Source organism: Pseudomonadales bacterium, assembly GCA_041395945.1.
Classification (GTDB): Bacteria; Pseudomonadota; Gammaproteobacteria; order Pseudomonadales; family Azotimanducaceae; genus SZUA-309.
On the sequence record JAWKZN010000001.1, the window covers coordinates 755342 to 777011 of the forward strand.

Genomic DNA, 21670 nt, shown 5'->3' on the forward strand with positions numbered 1-21670 from the left:
ATGGCGGGGCAGGGTGCCCGGACGGGCGGCGGGGTAACCGGCCAGCTGGCCGCCGCGCTGCACAACGCGGTTCGGGCACTGGTGGACGACAGCCCGGGACGCCTGCGCCCTGAGGTTGCCGACCCGCAGGTCTCGGGCAAGCCTTCGGGTACCATGCCGGGCCGTATCCTCATCGGCTTCAGCGGCGGTCGGGACTCGACCGTGCTGCTGCACCTGGCGTCGACACAGTGGCCGGGTCAGGTTTACGCCCTTCATGTGAATCACGGACTGCATCCGCACAGCGATCACTGGCAGGAGTGCTGTGCGGAGGTCTGCCGGGTACTCGGCGTCGAGCTGGTTGGCACGAGAGTGCCGGTGGCGGCGGGTTCGAACCTCGAAGCCCGGGCACGTCGCGCACGCTACGCTGCGATGGCGGAGCAGATGCAGCCCCACGACTGCCTGCTGCTCGCCCATCATGGTGGTGATCAGCTCGAATCCCGGCTGCTGCATCTGTTTCAGGGGCGCGGTCTCTACGGCATACCGCTCAGCAGAAGCTTCGCCGGTGGCTACATCCTGCGGCCGTTTCTGGACACCCCGCCTGAGCTGCTCGACAGCTATGCGAAGGAACATCGCCTGACCTGGGTAGAGGATCCTTCCAACGAGGATCGGCTGCTGGACCGGAATTTCCTGCGCCACGAAGTGCTGCCCCGGCTCGAAGCCCGGTTTCCCCATCTCGACCGACGGCTTAACCGGGTCCACACCCAGCTGGCCGCCGCAGCGGATCTGCTTGACGATCTGCTGGAGCTGGACCGGTACCCGTTGCCGCTGAATGTGCTCGATGGACACGGCGCCGCGGCGCAGCAGCTCATCCTCAGAGCCTGGCTGATCCGGCTCGAACGATCCGGGGGGTTCAGTGATGCGGCACTCGCAGACTTTGTCCGGCAGCTCAAAGCCCCCGAAGATCGACAGCCCGAACTACGGCAGGACGACGGCAGTCTGCGCCGCTATCGCGATGCGCTGTACCTGGTGGACGCCCCGCCGCGGCTGGCAGACGCCTATACCCTGCAGATTCCCGGTCGGCTGCTGCTGCCCCATGGCACACTGCTGCTGGATCGAGCGGCGGTCCCGACAGCCGGGCACACGGAAGCTGCGATAACCCCGCATGATGAGACTGTGCAGGTACGATTTCTCAGTACCCTGGGTGAAGGCCCCCGGGTGCCGAAACTGAAGGTGCGGGGACGCAGCCGATCCGTATCCGAGTTGCTCCGTGCAGCCGGTGTACCCCCCTGGGAGCGACCCGCCTATCCGCTGCTGATGGACGCTCTCGGACTGCTCGCGATCCCCGGCATTGCGGTGCGTGATCCCGTCTCCGTGACACCGGTCCCGGGAGCCGCGACGCCGGTCCCGGAAGCCGCGACTTCGGTCCCGGAAGCCGCGACTTCGGTCCCGGAAGCCGCGTCGCAGCGCTGCGACACATCGCGGCTGCGCTGCCTGTGGCAGCCGCTGAGCGGACATTCCCGGGTCGATTAGGCCATCCGGCTGAAAAGTCCCGCAGCGGCGGGGTTCGCGTTGAGCTTGGCAGCCCCTTTTGCTATCGTGCCCTCCCATCTTGCGCATGCCAGACTCCTTCCCTCTCATGCATGCGTCACTGGGCAAGATGGATTAAATGACTCGATATATTTTCGTCACGGGTGGTGTGGTTTCTTCTCTGGGGAAGGGTGTCATCACCTCCTCTCTTGCCGCCGTGCTCGAGGCGCGCAAACTCAAAGTCAACGTGCTCAAGATGGATCCCTACATCAATGTGGATCCCGGCACCATGAGCCCCTTCCAGCACGGTGAAGTGTTTGTCACAGCGGATGGTGCCGAGACGGATCTGGACCTGGGCAACTACGAACGTTTCACCCATGTGCGGATGGCGAAGGGCAACAACTTCACCACCGGCAGTGTTTACGAAGCGGTCATCCGTCGCGAACGGCGTGGTGACTATCTCGGTGCAACCATTCAGGTGATCCCCCACATCACGGACGAGATCAAGCGTCGCATCCGCATCGCGGGCGAAGGCTTTGATGTCCTGATCGTGGAAGTCGGCGGCACCGTAGGTGACATCGAATCCCAGCCTTTCCTCGAAGCCATCCGCCAGCTGCGGCTCGATGTCGGGATCAGCAATGTGGTGATCATTCACCTGGTACTGGTGCCTTACGTCCCGTCGGCGGGAGAGATCAAGACCAAGCCCACCCAGCACTCGGTCAAGGAACTGCGCTCCATCGGCCTGCAGCCGGACATACTGGTATGCCGTTCTGAAAAACCCCTGCCCAAGTCTGCCAGCAGCAAGATCGCTCTGTTTACCAACGTCGAAGAACGGGCGGTGATCACCTTCCGTGATCTGCCCACCATTTATCAGGCACCCCAGGCGCTGCAGGAGCAGGGCATGGATGAGATCGCGGTACAGAAGCTGGGCCTCGACTGCCCGCCTGCCGATCTCTCGGACTGGGGGCGAATTGTCGATGCGCAGCTGCATCCCGAGCGTGAGACCCGGATCGCCATCGTCGGTAAATACCTGGAACTGCTGGATGCCTACAAATCGCTGATCGAAGCCGTGACGCACGCGGGCATCCAGACCCGCACCCGGGTGGTGGTGGACTACATCGATGCGGAGGAACTCACCCGCAAAGGGACAGACGTCCTGGATCGGGTGCATGCGATTCTGGTGCCGGGCGGTTTCGGCGAGCGCGGTTTCGAAGGCAAGATCCTCGCAGCGCAGTATGCGCGCGAGCGGAAGATTCCCTACCTGGGCATCTGCTACGGGCTGCATGCGGCCATCATCGATTTTTCCCGCAATGTGGTGGGTCTCGAAGGCGCTCACTCCACCGAGATTACCCGGGAGACCGAGCATCCGGTCATTGGCCTGATCACGGAATGGACCGATCGCGAAGGCCGTACCGAACTGCGCACGGGCGCGGAGGACATGGGAGGAACCATGCGGCTGGGCGAGCAGAAGTGTGTGCTCAATCAGGGCAGCCTGGCGCAGCGGCTTTATGGCGGTTCTGTGGTGGCCGAGCGGCACCGGCACCGTTACGAAGTCAACAACAACTACGTGGCACAGTTCGAAGAGAACGGCATGAGCATTGCGGGTCGCTCCGAAGACGGTGAACTGGTGGAAATCATCGAACTGCCGGACCATCCCTGGTTCCTGGCCTGTCAGTTCCACCCGGAATTCACCTCCTCGCCACGGGAAGGTCATCCGCTGTTCACAGGCTTCATCGAAGCTGCCAATACGCACCAGCACAATGCCCGCAACGGCGCGCAGCAGACGGCGGCTGAGCCGCTGGTGCAACTGGAAGCAGAAGATGGCCCGATCCGCTGACACGATGCAGCTGTGCCACTTCCAGGCGGGCAACAGCCTGCCGTTTTTCCTGATTGCGGGAACCTGTGTGATCGAGTCCGAAGGGATGGCGCTCGATACCGCCGGTCGCCTGAAAGAACTCTGTGCGGCGCTCGGCATTCCGCTCATTTATAAGAGCTCCTTCGACAAGGCCAATCGCTCTTCCCATGAAAGCTTCAGGGGCCCCGGTCTCGAAGAAGGGCTGCGGGTGCTGGAGAAAGTGCGCGAGCAGATCGGTGTACCGGTACTCACGGATGTGCATGAAGATACGCCGCTCGACGAGGTCGCGGCGGTCGTCTCCGTGCTGCAGACTCCGGCCTTCCTGTGCCGGCAGACCAATTTCATTCAGAGAGTCTGTGCCAGCGGCCTGCCGGTCAACATCAAAAAGGGTCAGTTTCTGGCACCCGCGGATATGGCAAACGTCGTGGCGAAAGCTCAGGCCACCGGCAATACCCGGATCATGGTGTGTGAGCGCGGGGTCAGTTTCGGCTACAACAATCTGGTCTCGGACATGCGCGGTCTGGCCATCATGCGCCAGACCGGGTGTCCGGTGGTCTTCGACGCCACCCATTCGGTGCAGATGCCCGGCGGGCAGGGTACCGTATCCGGCGGCCAGCGGGAGATGGTGCCGGTGCTCGCGCGTGCGGCGATTGCCGCAGGGGTGGCGGGTCTGTTCATGGAGACCCATCCGGATCCCGCCAACGCCCTGTCGGATGGACCGAATTCCTGGCCGCTGGGGCGGATGGGTGAACTGCTCGAGCAGCTGCTGGCACTGGATCAGGTGACCAAGGCGCGGCCTTATCTGGAAGACGAGTTCCTGTCCGTGCGCAGTTGAAGCCGATTGCCCGGAGATGTTTCTTGAAGGTGTTTGTTTAACAGGAGGCCAGTCGGCCGGATGAGTAAGATTGCAGAAGTACAGGCCCGGGAAGTTCTCGATTCCCGAGGCAATCCAACCGTCGAAGCGGACGTCATAACCGAATGCGGTGCCATCGGCCGCGCCTGTGTACCCTCGGGTGCCTCCACCGGCTCACGGGAAGCCCTCGAACTTCGCGATGGCGATAAGTCCCGCTATCTGGGCAAGGGTGTGCGCCGTGCTGTGACCAATGTGCGCGAACGGATCACCCCCGTTCTGGTCGGCTTCGATCCTGCCGATCAGCGCGGCCTCGACGCGCGACTCATCGAACTGGATGGCACATCGAACAAGTCCGGCCTGGGTGCAAACGCCATGCTGGCCGTGTCCCTTGCCGCAGCCAAGGCAGCCGCGACGGCCAGCGGTCAGCCGCTGTTCCGGCATATCAATCAGCTGATCGGCGGTGTGGACATGAGCATGCCCGTGCCGATGATGAACATCATCAACGGCGGCGAACACGCGGATAACAATGTCGATATTCAGGAGTTCATGATTCAGCCCGTGGCAGCGCGCTCCTTTGCGGATGCGCTGCGCTGCGGAGCGGAGATTTTTCACCACCTGCGCGCCGTGCTCAGTGAGCGCGGGCTGACCACCGCGGTGGGCGACGAAGGCGGCTTCGCGCCGAATCTGGCCTCCAACGCGGCCGCCCTCGAAGTGATCGCGGAAGCCGTTGAGCGGGCAGGTTACAAGCTCGGTCGGGATGTGACCCTGGCGCTGGATTGCGCCGCTTCGGAGTTCTACGACGACGGCCGCTACCGGCTGCGGGGTGAAGGGGTGGATTACTCCAGCACGGAGTTCGTCGATTATCTGGCTGACCTGGCTGGACGTTATCCGATCCTCTCCATCGAAGATGGCATGGATGAGGATGACTGGGACGGCTGGCGCACGCTCACCGGGCGTCTTGGAGATTCCGTACAGCTGGTCGGCGATGACCTGTTCGTGACCAATACCGACATCCTCGCCGATGGCATACAGCGCCGGGTGGCCAATTCGATCCTCATCAAACTCAACCAGATCGGCACCCTGTCCGAAACCCTCGACGCCATCCAGATGGCCCAGAATGCGAATTACACGGCGGTGATCTCCCATCGCTCGGGCGAGACGGAAGACACCACCATCGCCGATCTCGCGGTGGGAACGGGCGCAGGGCAGATCAAGACCGGCTCTCTGTGCCGATCCGACCGGGTCGCCAAGTACAACCAGCTGCTGCGTATCGAAGAGACCCTCGGTGCGGAAGCCCCCTACCGCGGCAGGGCCGAATTCCGCCGTGACGGCCTGGAACCGGGATGATGGCGAAGATCGGAATCGGCCTGCTGGTGCTCAGCACACTGTGGCTGCAGTACAAAGCCTGGTTCAGCGACGTGGGGCACTTCGCTGCCCGGGAGCTGGAAGCCGAGGTACTGCGCCAGCAGCAGCGGTCGGCCCAGCTCGAAGAGCGCAACAGGATCCTGGCAGCGGAAGTCATGGGATTGAAAAACGGGCTGGGGGCGGTCGAAGCCCGGGCCCGTACCGATCTGGGCATGATCAAAGAGGGAGAAACCTTCTACCTGGTCAGTGACCGGCGCTGACGGCATGATTCCCGACTGGCCGCGTGCCTGGGATGGTGAACCCGCTACCGGCAGAATCCGCAGTGAGCCGGACGATTTTCAGGTATTCGAAATCCCCTCCTTCACACCCACTGGAGAAGGCGAGCACCTGCTCGTACATGTCGAGAAAGTGAATCTCACCACCACGGATCTGGTAGCGCACCTGGCTGCAACCCATGGCATTGCAGATACCGGAATCGGTTACGCGGGCATGAAGGATAAACGTGCACGCACCCGCCAGTGGTTGAGCCTGCCCGTCGCCGACTATTGCGCATCCCCTGTCTGCACGGCCGATGGCGCTGAATTCCAGGTTCTGCAGATGCATCGGCATCAGCGCAAGCTGCGCAGAGGGGATCTGCTCGGCAATCGGTTCGACATTCGCGTGCGGGCGGTCGGGAAGATGGCGGCATTGCTGGCAGGGCTCGAGGCCGTGACCCGCACCGGTGTGCCCAATTATTTCGGTGCCCAGCGTTTCGGCCGCAGCAACATCGAAGACGCGGTTCGCTGGCTCGGCGTGCGGCGCAGGCGCCGGGTGTCGCGCTTTCAGCAGGGCCTGTATCTGTCCGTACTGCGCAGTCTGCTGTTCAACGAAGTGCTGGCTGCGCGGGTGCGGGCCGGCAACTGGGACAAAGCAATCCCCGGCGATGTGATGGCGGCAGGTTATCCGACCGGGCCCCTGTGGGGGCGCGGTCGCTCCGGCAGTACCCGGGAGGCTGTCGCGATCGAGAACTCGGTACTCGATGCGCATCGGGCGATCTGCGAGGGACTGGAATTTTCCGGTGTGGTGCAGGGACGCCGCAGTCTGGTGCTGATGCCGGATCGATTGCGCTGGGAGGTGCTTGCAGACGACGAACTGCGACTGTCTTTCGGTCTTCCGGCCGGTGGCTACGCGACCACGTTGTTGAGCGAACTGCTGGAACTGCAGACGTGAGCCGTTTCGATCTGGTCGGCATCGGCATGACGTCGCAACGCACCCGGGACCGGCTGGTTGCGCGATTGCGCAAGCAGGGCATCAGCGACGAACGGGTGCTGCAGGCCATGGGTGCAGTGCCCCGTCACATCTTTCTCGATGAAGCGCTTGCGCATCGCGCGTATGAAGACTCCTCGCTGCCCATCGGTCAGGGTCAGACCCTGTCGCGCCCCTTCGTGGTTGCGCTGATGACCCAGACCCTGCTGGATGCACCCCATAAGGAACCCCGCCCGGGTCTTCGTGTGCTGGAAGTGGGTACCGGCAGCGGTTACCAGACCGCCGTACTCGCCAGTCTCGGCGATGTGGTGCAGCGCATTTATACGATCGAGCGTCTCGAAGGATTCAGCGAGCGTGCCCGGGAGCGTCTGCTGGCGATGCGACACAGAACGATCCGCTTCAAACACGGTGACGGCTACGAAGGCTGGCCGGGGGAAGCTCCGTTCGACGCGATTCTCGTCACTGCAGCACCACCGGAGGTTCCCGCCACCCTGCTCGAGCAGCTGGAGGTCGGCGGTCGACTCGTGGTTCCGGTCGGCGGTCAGGAGGTGCAGGAGCTCAAGGTATACGACCGCACCCCCGATGGTCTGGTCATGCAGACCATCGATCAGGTGCGCTTCGTGCCGCTGGTCAAAGGTGTGCGCTGAGCGTGCCTGCATGAAAGCGCTCCGAGGAGGAGTTCCATGAAACCGCAGCAGGCTGACAGGCCGGAAAAGCAGCGCGGGACCCGTACCCGCGGCGGCTGGCTGGGCGTCTATCTGCGCGGTTTTGCCATGGGCGTTGCCGAACTGGTGCCGGGTGTTTCCGGCGGCACGATTGCCTTCATCAGCGGTATATTTGACGAACTGGTGGGCACCCTCGCGGGTCTGCGCCTGCCGTCCGTCGGCCTGTTGCGGCGGCGCGGACCGCTGGGCTGGATCGCCCCCTACTGGCAGCAGCACAATCTGACCTTTCTGCTGTGTCTGGGCATCGGCATGCTGTCGAGTGTCGCGCTGCTCGCCCATCTGCTGAGCCTTCTGATCGAAACCGTGCGGCCGCTGGTCTGGGGATTCTTCTTCGGGCTGATTCTCTACTCGGTTTACGAAATCGGTCGACATCTGGCGCAGCGTGCGCTGCTGCGTTTCGCTCCCATCGGTCTGCTCCTCGGTCTCCTGATAGCGTTTCTGGAACCGCTGCCGGCGGAGCCTGCGCTATGGATGTTTTTCTTTGGTGGCGCGCTGGCGGTATCCGCCTGGCTGCTGCCTGCGGTATCGGGCAGCTTCCTGCTGCTGGTACTCGGTCTGTATGAATCGGTGCTGGCGGCGGTCACCACACTCAACTGGTCGGTGCTGCTGGTGTTCGGTGTCGGCTGTGCGAGCGGCCTGCTGCTGTTTGCAAATCTGTTGTCCTGGCTGCTCGGCCGCTACCGTGAGAGCATCGTTGCCCTGCTGACAGGGTTCATGGCGGGTGCCGCGGTGCAACTGTGGCCCTGGCAGGTGGCAGGCGAACCGGTATCGCCGCGGATGTACGAGGCGGGCCAGACCGGGGATGCGCTGGTGACCGCCGTCTGCATCGCGATGCTGGCCGGTGCACTGGTGATCGCGGCGATGTCACGGCTCACCCGCACGGATCCCGCAGCTTGAATCACTCGATGTCCAGAACCGGAATCGCAGCCGTACTGCTCGTGATGGTCTGCCTGGGCTGCGCGACCTCGAATCCGCCCGTTCCCCGCAGCAGCGGTCCGGTGCCCGAGTATTACGTGGTGGAGAAGGGCGACACGCTCTATGAGATTGCCTGGCGCTACCGGCTCGATCATCGCCTGCTGGCACTGGCGAACGGTATCAGGCCGCCGTACACCATATATCCCGAGCAGAAACTGCGGCTCACCGAGCATGTGATCGCTGTTCATGATGCCCGGCGGGTCAGAACAATCCCCTCTGACATTGCCTGGCGCTGGCCGACAACGGCGGCGATCAGCGAAGAATTCAGCCGCCGCAATCCGGCCATCGATTTCCGGCTCGCCCGGGGGGATGCCGTCCGGGCCTGTGCCGCGGGCGAAGTTGTCTATTCGGGGGCGGGACTCGATGGTTATCCTTTTCTGGTGATCCTGAAGCACGACGATGCCTACCTGAGCGCCTACAGCTCGCGACAGAATCCCAGGGTGCGGGAAGGTGCCCGGGTTAAAGCTGGGGCGCTTCTGGCCGACACAGTGAGCAGAGCGGAAGCAGGCGGGACCCTGCGTTTCGAGATTCGCACAGATGGTAAAGCCGTCGATCCGCGATCCCTGCTGGGGCCCCGTTAGTGTAGAGCGATGCGCTGTACTGGTGTCTCCGCCGTGTTCAACCGGGTTCCGCAGGACGCAGAACCCACCACGAGGGACGCCCGATGTCTGCCATGGAACTGGCCGAAGATACGCTTGATGACGGCCCGCTCGACGATGTCGAGCAGGATGTGGAGGTCATGGATGCCATCGAGCCGCTGCACGAACGCAGCGCCGACGACTCAGCCGATGCAACCACCCTGTATCTGCGGGAAATCGGCCGTGCGCCGCTGCTCTCAGCGGACGAAGAGAAGCACTTCGGGCGCCTGGCCAGAAGCGGGGACGCGGCCGGCAGGCGCCGCATGATCGAAAGCAATCTGCGCCTGGTGGTGAAGATCGCACGCCGCTATCTGCACCGCGGGCTGTCGCTCCTCGATCTCATCGAAGAAGGCAATCTCGGCCTGATTCACGCGGTGGAGAAATTTGACCCCGAGCGGGGCTTCCGCTTCTCGACCTATGCCACCTGGTGGATCCGTCAGTCCATCGAGCGCGGCATCATGAATCAGACCCGCACCATCCGCCTGCCGATTCATGTGGTCAAACAGCTCAACGTCTATCTGCGCGGTGTGCGCGAACTCACTCAGAAACTCGATCACGAACCCACGGTGGAAGATGTCGCCGCTCTGCTCGATAAACCCGTGGAGGAAGTGCGGCGCATGCTCAGCCTCGAAGAGCGCGTCGACTCCCTGGATGCCTACCGGACCCAGGGAGATCGCTCCATGCTGGAAATGGTACCGGATGAAGGCATTCTCGACCCGGCCATCGAAGTTCAGGAATCCGGCCTCATGGCGCAGCTCGATTCACTCATCGACGATCTTCCGGAAAAGCAGCGGGAAGTACTGGCGCGTCGCTTCGGCCTGCGTGGTCACGATATGGCCACACTGGAAGAAGTGGGCAAGGCGGTGGGACTCACCCGGGAACGGGTGCGGCAGATTCAGGTCGAGGCGCTGAAGAAGCTGCGTCGCGGACTGGAGCTCCAGGGACTGGATGCGGCGGGCGTGTTCGGCTGATCTGAAGCCTGCCCGTCCGTCCGGCGCCGCAGATTACCGGCTGCCCCGGGGCGGGAACAGTTCCCCGCTCAGCGCTCCAGGTATTTGATCTTGTCGGTTTTGCCCTTCCAGTCTTCGGCTTCGGGCAGGGGATCTTTCTTCTCGGTGATATTCGGCCAGATTTCGGCGAGCTCCAGATTCAGTTTCAGAAACTCCTCCTGATCTGCCGGCAGTTCATCTTCGGAGAAGATGGCATCGACGGGGCATTCGGGCTCGCACAATGCGCAGTCGATGCACTCGTCGGGGTGGATGACCAGCATGTTGGGGCCCTCGTAGAAACAGTCCACGGGGCACACCTCGACACAATCGGTGTGCTTGCACTTGATGCAGTTGTCGCCGACGACGAACGTCATAACTTCTCCGGATGAACGCGGCAGCCGCGTATTCTAACGGGTTTGCCTGGAGAGTCGAGGCCCGGAGCGGGTCAAATCGACCCGTCCAGGGCCGCGCGCAGCCGGTACAGCGCCTCCAGCGCAGCCTTCGGACTCAACTCATCCGGGTTCAGATCGGCGAGTCGTGAAAGCGCGGGGTGCGGGACGTCTGAAATGCCTGGTGGAATGCCGACAAAGAGATCCGGCTGCCGGGGATTTCTGTCTGCCTGGGCCTGCTCGAGCGCCTGGAGCCGGGAGCGCGCTTCTTGCAGTACCGCATCGGGCACGCCGGCCAGTCGAGCCACCTGGATGCCATAGCTCTGACTCGCCGGTCCGTCTTCCACGCTGTGCAGAAAGACGATCCGGCCCTGGTGCTCGGTCGCCGCCAGGTGCACGTTGCAGGCTGCGGGCAGTTCGTCTGCCAGCTGGGTAAGTTCGAAATAGTGGGTCGCAAACAGGGTGAAGGAGCGCAGCCGTGTTGCCAGATGGTTGAGGGTTGCCCAGGCGAGGGCGAGACCGTCGTAGGTGCTGGTGCCGCGACCGATCTCGTCCAGCAGCACCAGGCTTTGCGCAGTGGCGTGGTGCAGGATGTTGGCGGTTTCGGTCATCTCCACCATGAAGGTCGAGCGCCCGCCGCTGAGATCGTCTGAGGCGCCGATGCGGGTGAAAATCCGGTCGATGGGCCCGATGCGTGCGCCGCGTGCCGGGACGAAACTGCCGGTATGGGCCAGCAGAACGATCAGCGCCGACTGACGCATGTACGTCGACTTGCCCCCCATGTTCGGACCGGTGATGAGCAGGGTGCGGCGCTCGTCACTCAGCTGCAGATCGTTGGCGATGAAGGGGTTCTCACTGCTCGCCTTCACCACCGGGTGCCAGCCGGCATCGATTCTGATGCCCGGTGTCTCGACCAGTTCCGGCGGACTGAAATTCAGAGTCTGGGCCCGTTCGGCGAAGGTGCAGAGCACGTCGATCTCGGCAGCCGCAGCAGCGGCCGCGCGCAGTGCCCGGCCGGACTTCTGCAGGGAGCCGACCAGCGCGTCGTAGAGTGAGCGCTCGAGCTTCAGTGCGCGATTCGAAGCGCTCAGCGCTTTTTCTTCGAAGGTTTTCAACTCGGGCGTGATGTAGCGCTCTGCGTTCTTCAGTGTCTGCCGGCGCACGTACTCGGCAGGAACCGCGGTGGACGCACTGCGGCTGGTTTCGATGTAGTAGCCGTGTACCCGGTTGTAACCCACCTTGAGGGTTGCGATTCCCGTCCGCTGGCGTTCGTCCCGCTCCAGTGCAGCGAGCCACTCGGCGGCGTTTTCCGTCAGGCCGCGCAGTTCATCCAGCCCGGCATCATAGCCGGCGGCGATGACGCCGCCGTCTCGGATCAGGGCGGCCGGGTTCTCCATGAGTGCGCTGCGCAGCAGCTCAAGCTCGGCTGTGAAATCCGGCAGATCAGCGGTGAGTTCGGCGAGTCTGGGCGAGGTGGGCAGGGCCTGGCAGAGAGCGGGAAAGCCGGCCAGGGCACTGCGCAGCCGGGACAGATCACGCGGGCTGACGCTACCCAGGGCGAGCCGGGAGACGATCCGCTCCAGATCACCGACTTCCCGGATGCCGGTGCGCAGCCGGGTGAGGGTATCCGCGCCGAGCAGCGCGCCGACCGCATCCTGACGGGCCTGGATCTGTGGGCGATCGCGACTGGGCGCATTGAGCCAGCGGCGCAGCAGGCGGCCGCCCATGGGTGTGCGGGTGGTGTTGAGCAGGGCGTAGAGGGTGTGCTCTTCACTGCCGTCGAGGCGCCGGTCGATTTCGAGATTGCGCCGGGAGTGGGCGTCCAGGGCCACTGCATCCGCCGTTGTCAGCACCGTGAGATGGTCGATGTATTCCAGCGGCTGACACTGGGTCTGCTTGGCGTATTCGAGCACGGCGGCTGCGACACCGATCAGGGGCGATCGGGTGTCGATGCCGAAGCCGCTGAGATCCCGGGTGCCGAAGTGTCTGGTCAGCTGGCGCATGCCCAGGGTGCGATCGAAGGCCAGATCGTCGAGCAGGCGGCAGTGCACGGTGTTCGCCAGGACGGGGTGCCGGCTGCGGCGGGGAACGAGCACTTCGCTGGGCTGCAGACGCGCGAGTTCCGCCTCCAGGGACTGGTGATCCGGCAGGTGGCTGACCTGCAGTTCGGCACTGGACAGGTTCAGGATCGCGACGGCGGCCCCGGTACCCGGGTCGGGATCCGGCTGGATGCCCATGAGCAGGCTGTCCCGGGCGCCGGACTGGAGCGCATCGTCAGTAAGGGTACCCGGTGTGACGATGCGCACCACCTGGCGCTCCACAGGGCCTTTGCTGGTCGCCGGATCACCGATCTGCTCGCACACGGCAACCGAGACCCCCTGTTTCATGAGCCGGGCCAGATAGCCGTCCGCGGCGTGGTAAGGCACGCCGCACATGGGGATGGGGGCTCCGCCGGACTGGCCCCGGGCGGTGAGGGTGATATCGAGCAGTTCGGCGGCCCTCTCGGCGTCGCCAAAGAAGAGTTCATAGAAATCGCCCATCCGGTAAAACACCAGTTCATCAGGATGGCGCGCCTTGATTCCCAGATACTGCTGCATCATGGGTGTGTGGCTGGTCAGATCGGGGTTTGCGGTGCTCATGGAAGCCCGGGATGTTGCAGTCTGGCGTGGCGGACATCAACCCCGGGCCGTGTGCGCGATGGGCTCGACGGCCACTGCCGGCGCAAAGCCCCCTTGAACCGACTACTGATTAAATATACAGTACCTGGCAGTTGGCTCGGGAACAGCTTTTCCGGGTGTGAAAGCAGCCACGGCAGCTACACGGCAGCTACACGGCAGCTAAAGAGAGCAAAAGAGAGAGAATTAATTGGAGACAGGTTCATGAGCGTATCGTCGTCAAAATCCAGCGGTCCATCGAAAGCAAGCAAAGACGCCTTCCGGGATCCCAATCGCGAGCAGAACCGGGACCGCGCCCTGACTGCGGCTCTGGCCCAGATCGAGCGACAGTTCGGCAAGGGCTCGATGATGCGCCTCGGCGATCGGGAACAGGTCGCCATTCCCTCTGTGTCCACCGGTTCTCTGGGTCTGGACATCGCGCTGGGCATCGGCGGTCTGCCCCGGGGTCGCGTGGTGGAGATCTATGGACCGGAATCCTCGGGCAAGACGACGCTGACACTCCAGGTAATCGCCGAAGCGCAGAAGGCAGGTGGCACCTGCGCCTTCATCGACGCGGAGCACGCGCTGGATCCCGACTATGCCCAGAAGCTGGGTGTGGATACGGACAATCTGCTGGTCTCCCAGCCGGATACCGGTGAGCAGGCCCTGGAAATCTGCGACATGCTGGTGCGTTCAGGCGCCGTCGAGGTGGTGGTGGTCGATTCAGTTGCCGCTCTGACACCGCGAGCCGAAATCGAAGGTGAGATGGGCGATTCCCATGTCGGCCTGCAGGCCCGCCTGATGAGTCAGGCGCTGCGCAAAATGACAGGCAACATCAAGCAGTCCAATACTCTGGTGGTGTTCATCAACCAGATCCGTATGAAGATCGGTGTGATGTTCGGCTCTCCCGAGACCACCACCGGGGGTAATGCGCTGAAGTTCTACTCTTCGGTCCGTCTGGACATCCGCCGGATCGGCGCGGTGAAGGAGGGTGATGAGGTGATCGGCAATGAGACCCGGGTAAAGGTGGTGAAAAACAAAGTCGCGCCGCCCTTCCGGCAGACCGAGTTCCAGATTCTCTACGGCCAGGGTATCAATCGCATGGGTGAGATCCTCGATCTGGGTGCCGCACAGGGCATCGTCGAGAAATCCGGCGCCTGGTATTCCTACAAGTCGGACCGTATCGGCCAGGGCCGTAAGAACGCCGCCGATTTCCTCGCCCAGAACCCGGAGATCTGTGCGGAGATCGAGCAGACCATTCGTGAGCAGCTGCTGCCTACCGTCACCCGTGGTGAGGACGTGGTGGTGCCGGAACCGGCCCAGGACGCCCTCTAACAGTACTGGCTGAGTGCGGGAAAGCGGGTGCGGAATAAGCGGGTGCGGAATAAGCAGGTGCGGAATAAGCGGGTACGGAATAAGCAGGTACGGAATAAACAGTGGCGGACACCTCTCTGAGTTCAGCACAGGAAAATCCGGGACTGGAAGATCCGGAACTGGAAAATCATAAACAAACAGAAGCCGCCTATCGCACGGCCCTCGACAGCGCCGTGCGCTACCTCGCCCGGCGGGAGCACAGCCGGGCGGAACTCGCCCAGAAACTCAGGCGTAAAGGTATCGATCGCACCCTGATCGACCGGGTGCTGGCCTATGTCGGCGAACACGACCTGCAATCAGACAGCCGTTTCATCGAGACCTATGTGCGCAGCCGGCGTGAGCGGGGCTATGGGCCGGTCCGTATCCGGCAGGAACTCGGCAGCCGGGGTATCGCGGAATCGGATCTGGAAGACACCCTCACCGAATCTGCTGAGTTCTGGATGGACATCGCCCGCCGGGTACTGGCCAGGAAGTTTCATGTGCCGCCCGAAACCCGGGAGGCGTGGAACACTCAGGCGCGATTCCTTGCTCAGCGCGGTTTTCCGTCAGACCTCATCTATCGGGTTCTGGACTGATCGATTCATTGACTTAGCTAATGACTTAGTCTAGTTTGCCGGCGATGACCGAAGTCAACATTCACGAGGCAAAAACCCAACTTTCCAGGTTGCTGCGCCTGGTCGCCGCGGGGGAAGAAGTCATTATTGCCAGCGCGGGCAGGCCGGTGGCCAGACTGGTTCCCATCGAGCAACCGCCGCGCCGACTGCTGGGGCTCGATGAAGGCCTGTTCGAGATCGCGGAGGATTTCGATGATCCCTTGCCGGCGGAAGTGCTGGCGGCATTCGAAGGTTGAAACTACTCCTGGACACTCACGTCTGGCTCTGGATGCAGGCTGCCCCCAAGCGAATCGAAGCCCGTGCGGCCGAGTTGATCACCGACTCGACTAACGAGGTTCTGCTGTCTGCAGCCAGTGCCTGGGAAATTGCAATCAAATATGCCCTCGGTCGACTGGCCTTGCCGGTGCCGCCTTCGGACTACGTTCCATCCAGAATGGTGCGCAGTGGCACCCGGGGTCTGGTAATCGAACATCGACATGCATTGCAGGTCTCGTCGCTGCCTCCCCACCACAGCGATCCCTTCGACCGACTCCTGATTGCTCAGGCGCAGCTGGACGGGGCAATCCTGATCACGGCGGATCGAAAGCTGGGCGCATACGACGTGCCGCTGCTGGTGATCTGATCCGCACGTTCGAGTAGATTTGCTCGATTCCGGCTCGTCCCGCGTTGTGCAATCTCCGGGCGCGTTCCCTTATACTGGCGCGCTTTTTTCAAGAACAACGGCGCAATCATGAAGACTGCGGAGCTCCGGGCCGCCTATCTGTCGTTTTTTGAGTCACGCGGCCACCGTGTGGTGCCTTCCAGCACCCTGGTTCCGGCAAATGACCCGACGCTGCTGTTCACCAACGCGGGAATGAACCAGTTCAAAGACGCGCTGCTGGGCCGGGAAGATCCGGGCTACAAGCGGGCGACATCGTCCCAGCGTTGCGTGCGCGCCGGTGGCAAGCACAATGATCTGGAAAACGTCGGCTACACCGCGCGCCACCTGACCTTCTTTGAGATGCTCGGCAACTTCAGCTTTGGTGATTACTTCAAGGAAGAGACCATCACCTGGGCCTGGGAATTTGTGACCGGTGTGATGGCCATCGACAAGGACCGGCTCTGGGTCACGGTGCATCCGGACGACGCCGACTCCCGGAAGCTGTGGGAAACCAGGATCGGTCTCGATCGGTCCCGGGTGATTTCCCTTGAGGAGAATTTCTGGGCGATGGGCGATACCGGCCCCTGCGGACCCTGCACCGAACTGTTTTTCGATCACGGCCCGGCCATTGCCGGGGGACCTCCCGGCTCCCCGGATGAAGACGGCGACCGCTACATCGAATTCTGGAATCTGGTGTTCCCCCAGTACGATCGTCAGCCGGACGGTACCCTGGATCCGCTGCCCATGCCGGGCGTGGATACCGGCATGGGCCTGGAGCGCATGACCACCATCCTGCAGAAGCAGCACAGTGTTTATGAGATCGATCTGTTCCGGGCACTGATTGGTTCTGCAGGCGGGCTGCTGGGTCTGAAAAACGAAAAGGAGATGCTCGCCAATGCGTCGCTGCGGGTGATCGCAGACCACATCCGCTCGTCCGCTTTCCTCATCACCGATGGAGTAATGCCCGGTAACGAAGACCGCAGTTATGTGCTCCGCCGTATCATCCGTCGCGGGCTGCGGCACGGCTACAAACTCGGCATGCCCCAGCCCTTCTTTTATAAGCTGGTGGAGCCGCTGGCGGAGCAGATGGGTGAGGCTTATCCGGAGCTGCGCGAGAAGCAGTCGGAAGTGACCCGGGCCCTGCTGCGGGAAGAGGAACGTTTTGCCGAGACCCTGAGCTCCGGCATGGAACTGCTGAACGGTACCGTTGCGAAACTGAAGGGCAACGAGATCCCGGGTGAAGTGGTGTTCCAGCTTTACGATACTTACGGATTCCCTGTTGATCTGACCGCAGACGTCGCCCGGGAACGTAATCTGCAAGTCGACATGGTGGGCTTCGAGGCGGCGATGGAAGCCCAGCGCTCCCGGGGCAGGGCTTCGGCGCGCTTCGATGCTTCCCTCGGCCAGCGGGTGCACGTGGATGGCAAGGTGGAATTCACCGGGCACCGGCACCTGAGTGGTGAAGCCGGGGTGGTCGCCGTGTACGACAAGGCGGGCAGGAAAACTCAGAAGCTCGAGTCCGGCAGTGAAGGGATTGTGGTGCTCGATCGCACGCCCTTCTATGGCGAGTCGGGTGGTCAGATCGGGGATACCGGATCACTGACCGGAATCGGTATCCGCTTCGATGTCACTGACACCCAGGTGAGTGGCGATCAGCTTCTGCATGTCGGGCGGCTTGCCGAGGGATCGCTCGGCGCAGGCGCGCGACTGACGGCGCAGGTAGACGCAGAGCGTCGCCGGCGCATTCGCCTCAATCATTCCGCCACCCATCTGATGCACGCCGCTTTGCGCAGCACGCTGGGCAAACACGTCCAGCAGAAGGGCTCTCTGGTTGCGCCGGACCGATTGCGTTTTGACTTCTCGCATCCGGAGCCCATGACCCGGGAGCAGCTGGCGGCGGTGGAAGCGGCAGTGAACGAACAGATTCAGGCTAACAGTAAAGCGAACACGGAAGTGCTTGATTACGATGATGCGATCGCGCGAGGTGCGATGGCGCTGTTCGGCGAAAAGTATGGAGATCAGGTTCGGGTGCTGACTATGGGTGGCGGCTATTCGGTGGAACTCTGTGGTGGCACCCACGTTAAGCGCACCGGTGAGATCGGACTGTTCCGTATCGTTTCTGAAGCGGGTGTGGCTGCCGGGGTGCGTCGCATCGAAGCAGTCACCGGTCCCGGTGCGCTGGCCTGGTGTGAACAGACCGATCAGCTGCTCGATTCTGTTGCGCAACTCGTGCGCGCCGGTCGTTCAGAAATTGTCGACAAAGTAGCTGCGGTACTCGAAGAGAATCGTCGCCTCAGTAAGGATATGGCGCGTCTGCAGCAGAAAATGGCTGCCAGTCAGGGTGCGGAGCTTACGGATCAGGCGGTCGCTGTGGGGGATATCAAAGTGCTCGCAGCTCAGGTGGAGGGCGATGGAGCAGCACTGATGAGCACCCTCGACGCCTGCCGGTCCAAGCTCGGCCGGTCGGTGATCCTGCTGGGTCAGGTGAGCGGCGGGAGTGTCTCTCTGATCTCCGGGGTCAGCAAAGACCTCACGGATCGGGTCCGCGCACCGGATCTCATCAACGCCATCGGTGCCCAGGTCGGCGCCAAAGGCGGCGGCCGACCGGATATGGCCCGGGCAGGCGGTGGTACCCGGCCTGAGGCGCTGCCTGCCGCACTGGCATCCGTCGTCGACTGGGTGCGCAAGCAGGTCGGGGACTGAGCATGGCAGTGATCGTGCAGAAATATGGCGGCACCAGCGTCGGCAGCCCCGAGCGTATCCAGGCCGTTGCCGATCGTGTGATCGGCTATCGGAATCGGGGTGATCAGGTGATCGTGGTGGTTTCCGCCATGAGCGGCGAGACCAACCGGCTTGATGCGCTTGCGCGCAGCACGGTCAGCAGGCCCGCGGGCAGAGAGATGGATGTGCTGCTCGCCACCGGCGAACAGGTCACGATCGCACTGCTGAGCATGGTACTCACCGACCTTGGTCATCCCGCCAGATCCTATACTGGTGCACAGGTCGGAATACACACCGATGATCAGTTCGGTCGGGCACGAATCACCAGCATCGATACGGATGAGTTGCGGCGGGTGCTCGCAGACGGTCAGATTCCCGTCATCGCGGGGTTTCAGGGCGTGGATCCCAAGGGCAGTATCACAACCCTCGGTCGCGGCGGCTCGGATACCACGGCTGTGGCCATCGCCGCAGCACTGGGTGTGGATGAATGCGAAATCTGCACCGACGTGGATGGTGTCTACACCGCTGATCCACGCATCGTCGCAGACGCCCGGCGCCTGCAGCAGATCACCTTTGAAGAAATGCTCGAACTGGCCTCTCTCGGCTCCAAGGTTCTGCACCCGCGTTCGGTCGAGTTCGCCGGGAAATATCACGTGCCCCTGCGGGTGCTGTCGAGCTTCGAAGACGGCCCTGGCACGCTCATCACCACTGAGAAGACCACCATGGAACAACCCATCGTTTCCGGCATTGCCCATGCCCGGGATGAAGCCAAGATCACCATGTCCGGCGTGCCTGATATCCCGGGTGTCGCGTCAAAGATTCTCGGCCCGATCGGTCGCGCGCCAATTGAAGTCGACATGATCGTGCAGAACACCGGCGCAGACGGACTCACCGACTTCACTTTCACGGTCAAGCGCGGGGATTATGAGCGTGCACTCGAACTGCTGCGTCCAGTGCAGCAGAAGCTCGGGGCACGTGAGCTTTCCGGTGACAACAAGATTGCCAAGGTCTCGGTGGTCGGTGTCGGCATGCGCTCCCATGCCGGTGTTGCGACCCGGATGTTTGACGCGCTGGCCGCCGAAAACATCAACATCCTCATGATCTCCACTTCAGAGATCAAAATTTCCGTGGTCGTGGCCGAACGCTATCTGGAGCTTGCCGTGCGCTGTATCCACAGTGAGTTCGACCTCGGTAACGGTGGTGGCGTGGCTGTCACCGCGAAATAGCGGGCAATCGAAGGTCGAGGAGCAGGTTTTTCTGGAGGATGCGGAGTTTGCTGGTAAACTGCGCGGCACTTTCGGAGAGGTGGCCGAGTGGCCGAAGGCGCTCCCCTGCTAAGGGAGTATAGGCTAAAACCCTATCGAGGGTTCGAATCCCTCCCTCTCCGCCATTTACTAATAAAAACAACGAGTTACGAATCAATAGAAACCCTCGATAGGGTCGGCCTGCTGCGTAACAAATTCCTTAGAAGTCAATGAGTTGATCTTTGCTGCGTGCTCCTCACAGCTCGCTGAATTCGTTCGAGATAGACACGATTTAGCCACGATTTGCTGTGGCTAGATTTCGGAGTAGCCATTGTGGTTTGCTGGTGGAGGCGGCGGCAATCACATTGACTTATAAATCAATACGTTGCGCTGCTAAACGCCAGGAATACCCCCAAAAATACCCCCAGGCAATGCTGTTAGGAATTGATACGGTTCGCGAGCTCAAACGGCGCTTGCGGCATGCGATATAGGCTATCGCATCTCACTCGTCCGCGGGCAATCGACCTCTAAGATAGACCGCCTTCGCCGGCCATCATTGTCCGATGGAAAATGTTCCCGGCAACCGCATCATCGGCGCAGGCCACCGCTACTAGTGCCATCAACCAGAGAACGCGCCGCGCTATCCCTTCTTCGAACGGCATCTACCGAGTCTGCGAGATAAACTGCAGCGTCACGAGGTGCCACTGCCTCGATTCGTGCTGATCGAGTTCCAGGACTACTTGCGCTGTGGGCGGCTCGAATACGGCTTTGTGCGGGTCAAGTGCGACGGCTGCCGTCATGAGCATCTGGTCGATCACGTGTTTCCCGAAATGCCCGTCCGTCAATGGGTGCTCAGCTTCCCCTGGCCTCTGCACCCGCTCTTCGCCAACCAGCCCGATGTACTCGGACGCTGTCTCTCAGTCATCATCCGAGCCATCCAGACGATTCTGGCCCATCGGACAGGACTCACCACCGACGCCGGCGCACGCACTGGGGGTCGTGACCCTGATCCAGCGTTTCGGCAGTATGCTGAGTCTGAATGTACACCTGCATATGCTGATATTGGATGGCGTCTACACGCTGGAGCAGAACGGACCGCGATTTCATCGTGTCGGCGCGCCCCACCCCGCGCAGCCTCGAGCGTCTACTCCATCGACTCGTCCGGCGCATCGTGCGCAGGCTCACCCGCGACGGAATCCTGGTCGAGGACCCCGAGCAACCCTGGCTCGATCTGGAACCCTCAGACACGCTGGATCATCTGAACGCTGCCTCGATCCGGTACCGGATCGCTGTCGGACAAGGTGCCGGCGGCAGAACGCTCACGCTCAAGAACCCCGCCCTGGTCCGGACCGACTCGACACCCAACCGTTCACCGCTAACCAGACCGGCTTTTCCCTGAACTGTTCTGTCGCCTGCCAGGCCCATCAGCGCAACCGGCTCGAGCGTCTGTGCCTCTATATCACCCGTCCGGCACTTTGTCTCGAACGCCTCTGATCCTGTCCTTCTTCCTGTTCTGCCGGTTCACATGCCACGAGGCCGGAATGGTCCGGCCCGGCCAACACAAACCCGCAAAAGGAGCAAGAACATGACCGAACACACTCAAAACACCGAAACCAACGCACCCGCCAAGAGCGAGAGCAACCGTCCCACGCACATCGTCCGCGAGAAAGTCGGACGCGGCAAGAACGCCGACTTCGAAACTCTCGGCGTCGCCTGGGATCGCGGAGACGGAAGTCTCTACATCAAGCCCTCCGGCACGCAGATCATCGAGGGCGGCTTCTACGTCTTCCCTACCCCGGAGCAGGAGAGCGCCAGTAGGCCGCTCTTTCCCTCGACGGAAAGATAACACCCCGCTTCGTTTGTGCTTGAATCGAAGGGTCCTT

19 protein-coding genes, 1 tRNA gene and 1 pseudogene are annotated in these 21670 nt (G+C 62.3%); 19 read left to right on the plus strand and 2 right to left on the minus strand.

Annotated features, from left to right (window positions below):
• The 10 genes and pseudogenes from tilS (at position 1) to rpoS (ending at position 10133) form a co-directional block, all read left to right on the plus strand.
• On the plus strand, positions 1–1509 hold the full coding sequence (gene tilS, locus R3E82_03585; GenBank protein ID MEZ5549951.1) for a tRNA lysidine(34) synthetase TilS: 1509 nt from the start codon (positions 1–3) through the stop codon (positions 1507–1509).
• Positions 1510–1645: 136 nt separating this feature from the next.
• Positions 1646–3262: pseudogene (locus R3E82_03590) on the plus strand (CTP synthase).
• Between the two features lie 64 nt (positions 3263–3326).
• On the plus strand, positions 3327–4196 hold the full coding sequence (kdsA, locus tag R3E82_03595; GenBank protein ID MEZ5549952.1) for a 3-deoxy-8-phosphooctulonate synthase: 870 nt from the start codon (positions 3327–3329) through the stop codon (positions 4194–4196).
• 60 nt (positions 4197–4256) lie between these two features.
• Positions 4257–5561: a phosphopyruvate hydratase gene (eno, locus tag R3E82_03600; GenBank protein ID MEZ5549953.1), complete on the plus strand. Its 1305-nt coding sequence runs from the start codon at positions 4257–4259 to the stop codon at positions 5559–5561.
• Positions 5558–5839, plus strand: coding sequence for a septum formation initiator family protein (locus R3E82_03605; protein MEZ5549954.1), 282 nt, complete (start codon positions 5558–5560; stop codon positions 5837–5839). Before eno ends, R3E82_03605 begins: the two co-directional genes overlap by 4 nt.
• A gap of 4 nt (positions 5840–5843) precedes the next feature.
• Positions 5844–6788, plus strand: a complete 945-nt coding sequence (locus R3E82_03610) for a tRNA pseudouridine(13) synthase TruD (protein MEZ5549955.1) — start codon at positions 5844–5846, stop codon at positions 6786–6788.
• 26 nt (positions 6789–6814) lie between these two features.
• A complete protein-coding gene (locus R3E82_03615; protein ID MEZ5549956.1) occupies positions 6815–7471 on the plus strand; it encodes a protein-L-isoaspartate(D-aspartate) O-methyltransferase in 657 nt (218 codons plus the stop codon).
• Positions 7472–7507: 36 nt separating this feature from the next.
• Positions 7508–8446, plus strand: coding sequence for a DUF368 domain-containing protein (locus tag R3E82_03620; protein MEZ5549957.1), 939 nt, complete (start codon positions 7508–7510; stop codon positions 8444–8446).
• 8 nt (positions 8447–8454) lie between these two features.
• Positions 8455–9105, plus strand: coding sequence for a peptidoglycan DD-metalloendopeptidase family protein (locus tag R3E82_03625; protein ID MEZ5549958.1), 651 nt, complete (start codon positions 8455–8457; stop codon positions 9103–9105).
• Between the two features lie 83 nt (positions 9106–9188).
• Entirely contained in the window at positions 9189–10133 is a 945-nt protein-coding gene (rpoS, locus tag R3E82_03630; protein MEZ5549959.1) for an RNA polymerase sigma factor RpoS, read from the plus strand.
• Between the two features lie 68 nt (positions 10134–10201).
• Here the strand turns inward: rpoS and R3E82_03635 are convergent, their stop codons facing one another.
• Positions 10202–10525, minus strand: coding sequence for a ferredoxin family protein (locus R3E82_03635; protein MEZ5549960.1), 324 nt, complete (start codon positions 10523–10525; stop codon positions 10202–10204).
• A 71-nt stretch (positions 10526–10596) separates the two neighbouring features.
• Positions 10597–13179, minus strand: a complete 2583-nt coding sequence (gene mutS, locus R3E82_03640; protein ID MEZ5549961.1) for a DNA mismatch repair protein MutS — start codon at positions 13177–13179, stop codon at positions 10597–10599.
• 240 nt (positions 13180–13419) lie between these two features.
• On the opposite strand from mutS, the gene recA reads away from it, so the two are divergent.
• The 9 genes from recA to R3E82_03685 all read left to right on the plus strand — a co-directional run bounded on the left by recA (position 13420) and on the right by R3E82_03685 (position 21633).
• A complete protein-coding gene (gene recA, locus R3E82_03645) occupies positions 13420–14529 on the plus strand; it encodes a recombinase RecA (protein MEZ5549962.1) in 1110 nt (369 codons plus the stop codon).
• Positions 14530–14630: 101 nt separating this feature from the next.
• Positions 14631–15143: a regulatory protein RecX gene (locus tag R3E82_03650; GenBank protein ID MEZ5549963.1), complete on the plus strand. Its 513-nt coding sequence runs from the start codon at positions 14631–14633 to the stop codon at positions 15141–15143.
• Between the two features lie 44 nt (positions 15144–15187).
• Complete coding sequence (locus R3E82_03655; protein MEZ5549964.1) at positions 15188–15418, plus strand: type II toxin-antitoxin system Phd/YefM family antitoxin; 231 nt, start codon at positions 15188–15190, stop codon at positions 15416–15418.
• Positions 15415–15804, plus strand: a complete 390-nt coding sequence (locus tag R3E82_03660) for a type II toxin-antitoxin system VapC family toxin (protein ID MEZ5549965.1) — start codon at positions 15415–15417, stop codon at positions 15802–15804. The genes R3E82_03655 and R3E82_03660 overlap by 4 nt, the downstream gene beginning before the upstream one ends.
• A 108-nt stretch (positions 15805–15912) precedes the next feature.
• Positions 15913–18525, plus strand: a complete 2613-nt coding sequence (gene alaS, locus R3E82_03665) for an alanine--tRNA ligase (protein ID MEZ5549966.1) — start codon at positions 15913–15915, stop codon at positions 18523–18525.
• A gap of 2 nt (positions 18526–18527) precedes the next feature.
• The gene (locus R3E82_03670) at positions 18528–19769 is read left to right on the plus strand and encodes an aspartate kinase (GenBank protein MEZ5549967.1); all 1242 of its coding nucleotides are present in this window, start codon (positions 18528–18530) and stop codon (positions 19767–19769) included.
• 73 nt (positions 19770–19842) lie between these two features.
• Positions 19843–19933 (plus strand) — tRNA-Ser (locus R3E82_03675).
• 920 nt (positions 19934–20853) lie between these two features.
• Entirely contained in the window at positions 20854–21186 is a 333-nt protein-coding gene (locus R3E82_03680) for a hypothetical protein (GenBank protein MEZ5549968.1), read from the plus strand.
• Positions 21187–21372: 186 nt separating this feature from the next.
• The gene (locus R3E82_03685) at positions 21373–21633 is read left to right on the plus strand and encodes a hypothetical protein (GenBank protein ID MEZ5549969.1); all 261 of its coding nucleotides are present in this window, start codon (positions 21373–21375) and stop codon (positions 21631–21633) included.
• The last annotated feature ends 37 nt before the right edge of the window (positions 21634–21670 follow it).

What these genes read in the sequence shown, in the direction of transcription:
- tilS (MEZ5549951.1), top strand. Translation starts at nt 1, where the DNA reads ATGGCGGGGCAGGGTGCCCGGACGGGCGGCGGGGTAACCGGCCAGCTG.
- kdsA (MEZ5549952.1), top strand. Translation starts at nt 3,327, where the DNA reads ATGGCCCGATCCGCTGACACGATGCAGCTGTGCCACTTCCAGGCGGGC.
- eno (MEZ5549953.1), top strand. Translation starts at nt 4,257, where the DNA reads ATGAGTAAGATTGCAGAAGTACAGGCCCGGGAAGTTCTCGATTCCCGA.
- R3E82_03605 (MEZ5549954.1), top strand. Translation starts at nt 5,558, where the DNA reads ATGATGGCGAAGATCGGAATCGGCCTGCTGGTGCTCAGCACACTGTGG.
- R3E82_03610 (MEZ5549955.1), top strand. Translation starts at nt 5,844, where the DNA reads ATGATTCCCGACTGGCCGCGTGCCTGGGATGGTGAACCCGCTACCGGC.
- R3E82_03615 (MEZ5549956.1), top strand. Translation starts at nt 6,815, where the DNA reads ATGACGTCGCAACGCACCCGGGACCGGCTGGTTGCGCGATTGCGCAAG.
- R3E82_03620 (MEZ5549957.1), top strand. Translation starts at nt 7,508, where the DNA reads ATGAAACCGCAGCAGGCTGACAGGCCGGAAAAGCAGCGCGGGACCCGT.
- R3E82_03625 (MEZ5549958.1), top strand. Translation starts at nt 8,455, where the DNA reads ATGTCCAGAACCGGAATCGCAGCCGTACTGCTCGTGATGGTCTGCCTG.
- rpoS (MEZ5549959.1), top strand. Translation starts at nt 9,189, where the DNA reads ATGTCTGCCATGGAACTGGCCGAAGATACGCTTGATGACGGCCCGCTC.
- R3E82_03635 (MEZ5549960.1), bottom strand. Translation starts at nt 10,525, where the DNA reads ATGACGTTCGTCGTCGGCGACAACTGCATCAAGTGCAAGCACACCGAT.
- mutS (MEZ5549961.1), bottom strand. Translation starts at nt 13,179, where the DNA reads ATGAGCACCGCAAACCCCGATCTGACCAGCCACACACCCATGATGCAG.
- recA (MEZ5549962.1), top strand. Translation starts at nt 13,420, where the DNA reads ATGAGCGTATCGTCGTCAAAATCCAGCGGTCCATCGAAAGCAAGCAAA.
- R3E82_03655 (MEZ5549964.1), top strand. Translation starts at nt 15,188, where the DNA reads ATGACCGAAGTCAACATTCACGAGGCAAAAACCCAACTTTCCAGGTTG.
- alaS (MEZ5549966.1), top strand. Translation starts at nt 15,913, where the DNA reads ATGAAGACTGCGGAGCTCCGGGCCGCCTATCTGTCGTTTTTTGAGTCA.
- R3E82_03670 (MEZ5549967.1), top strand. Translation starts at nt 18,528, where the DNA reads ATGGCAGTGATCGTGCAGAAATATGGCGGCACCAGCGTCGGCAGCCCC.
- R3E82_03680 (MEZ5549968.1), top strand. Translation starts at nt 20,854, where the DNA reads ATGGCGTCTACACGCTGGAGCAGAACGGACCGCGATTTCATCGTGTCG.
- R3E82_03685 (MEZ5549969.1), top strand. Translation starts at nt 21,373, where the DNA reads ATGACCGAACACACTCAAAACACCGAAACCAACGCACCCGCCAAGAGC.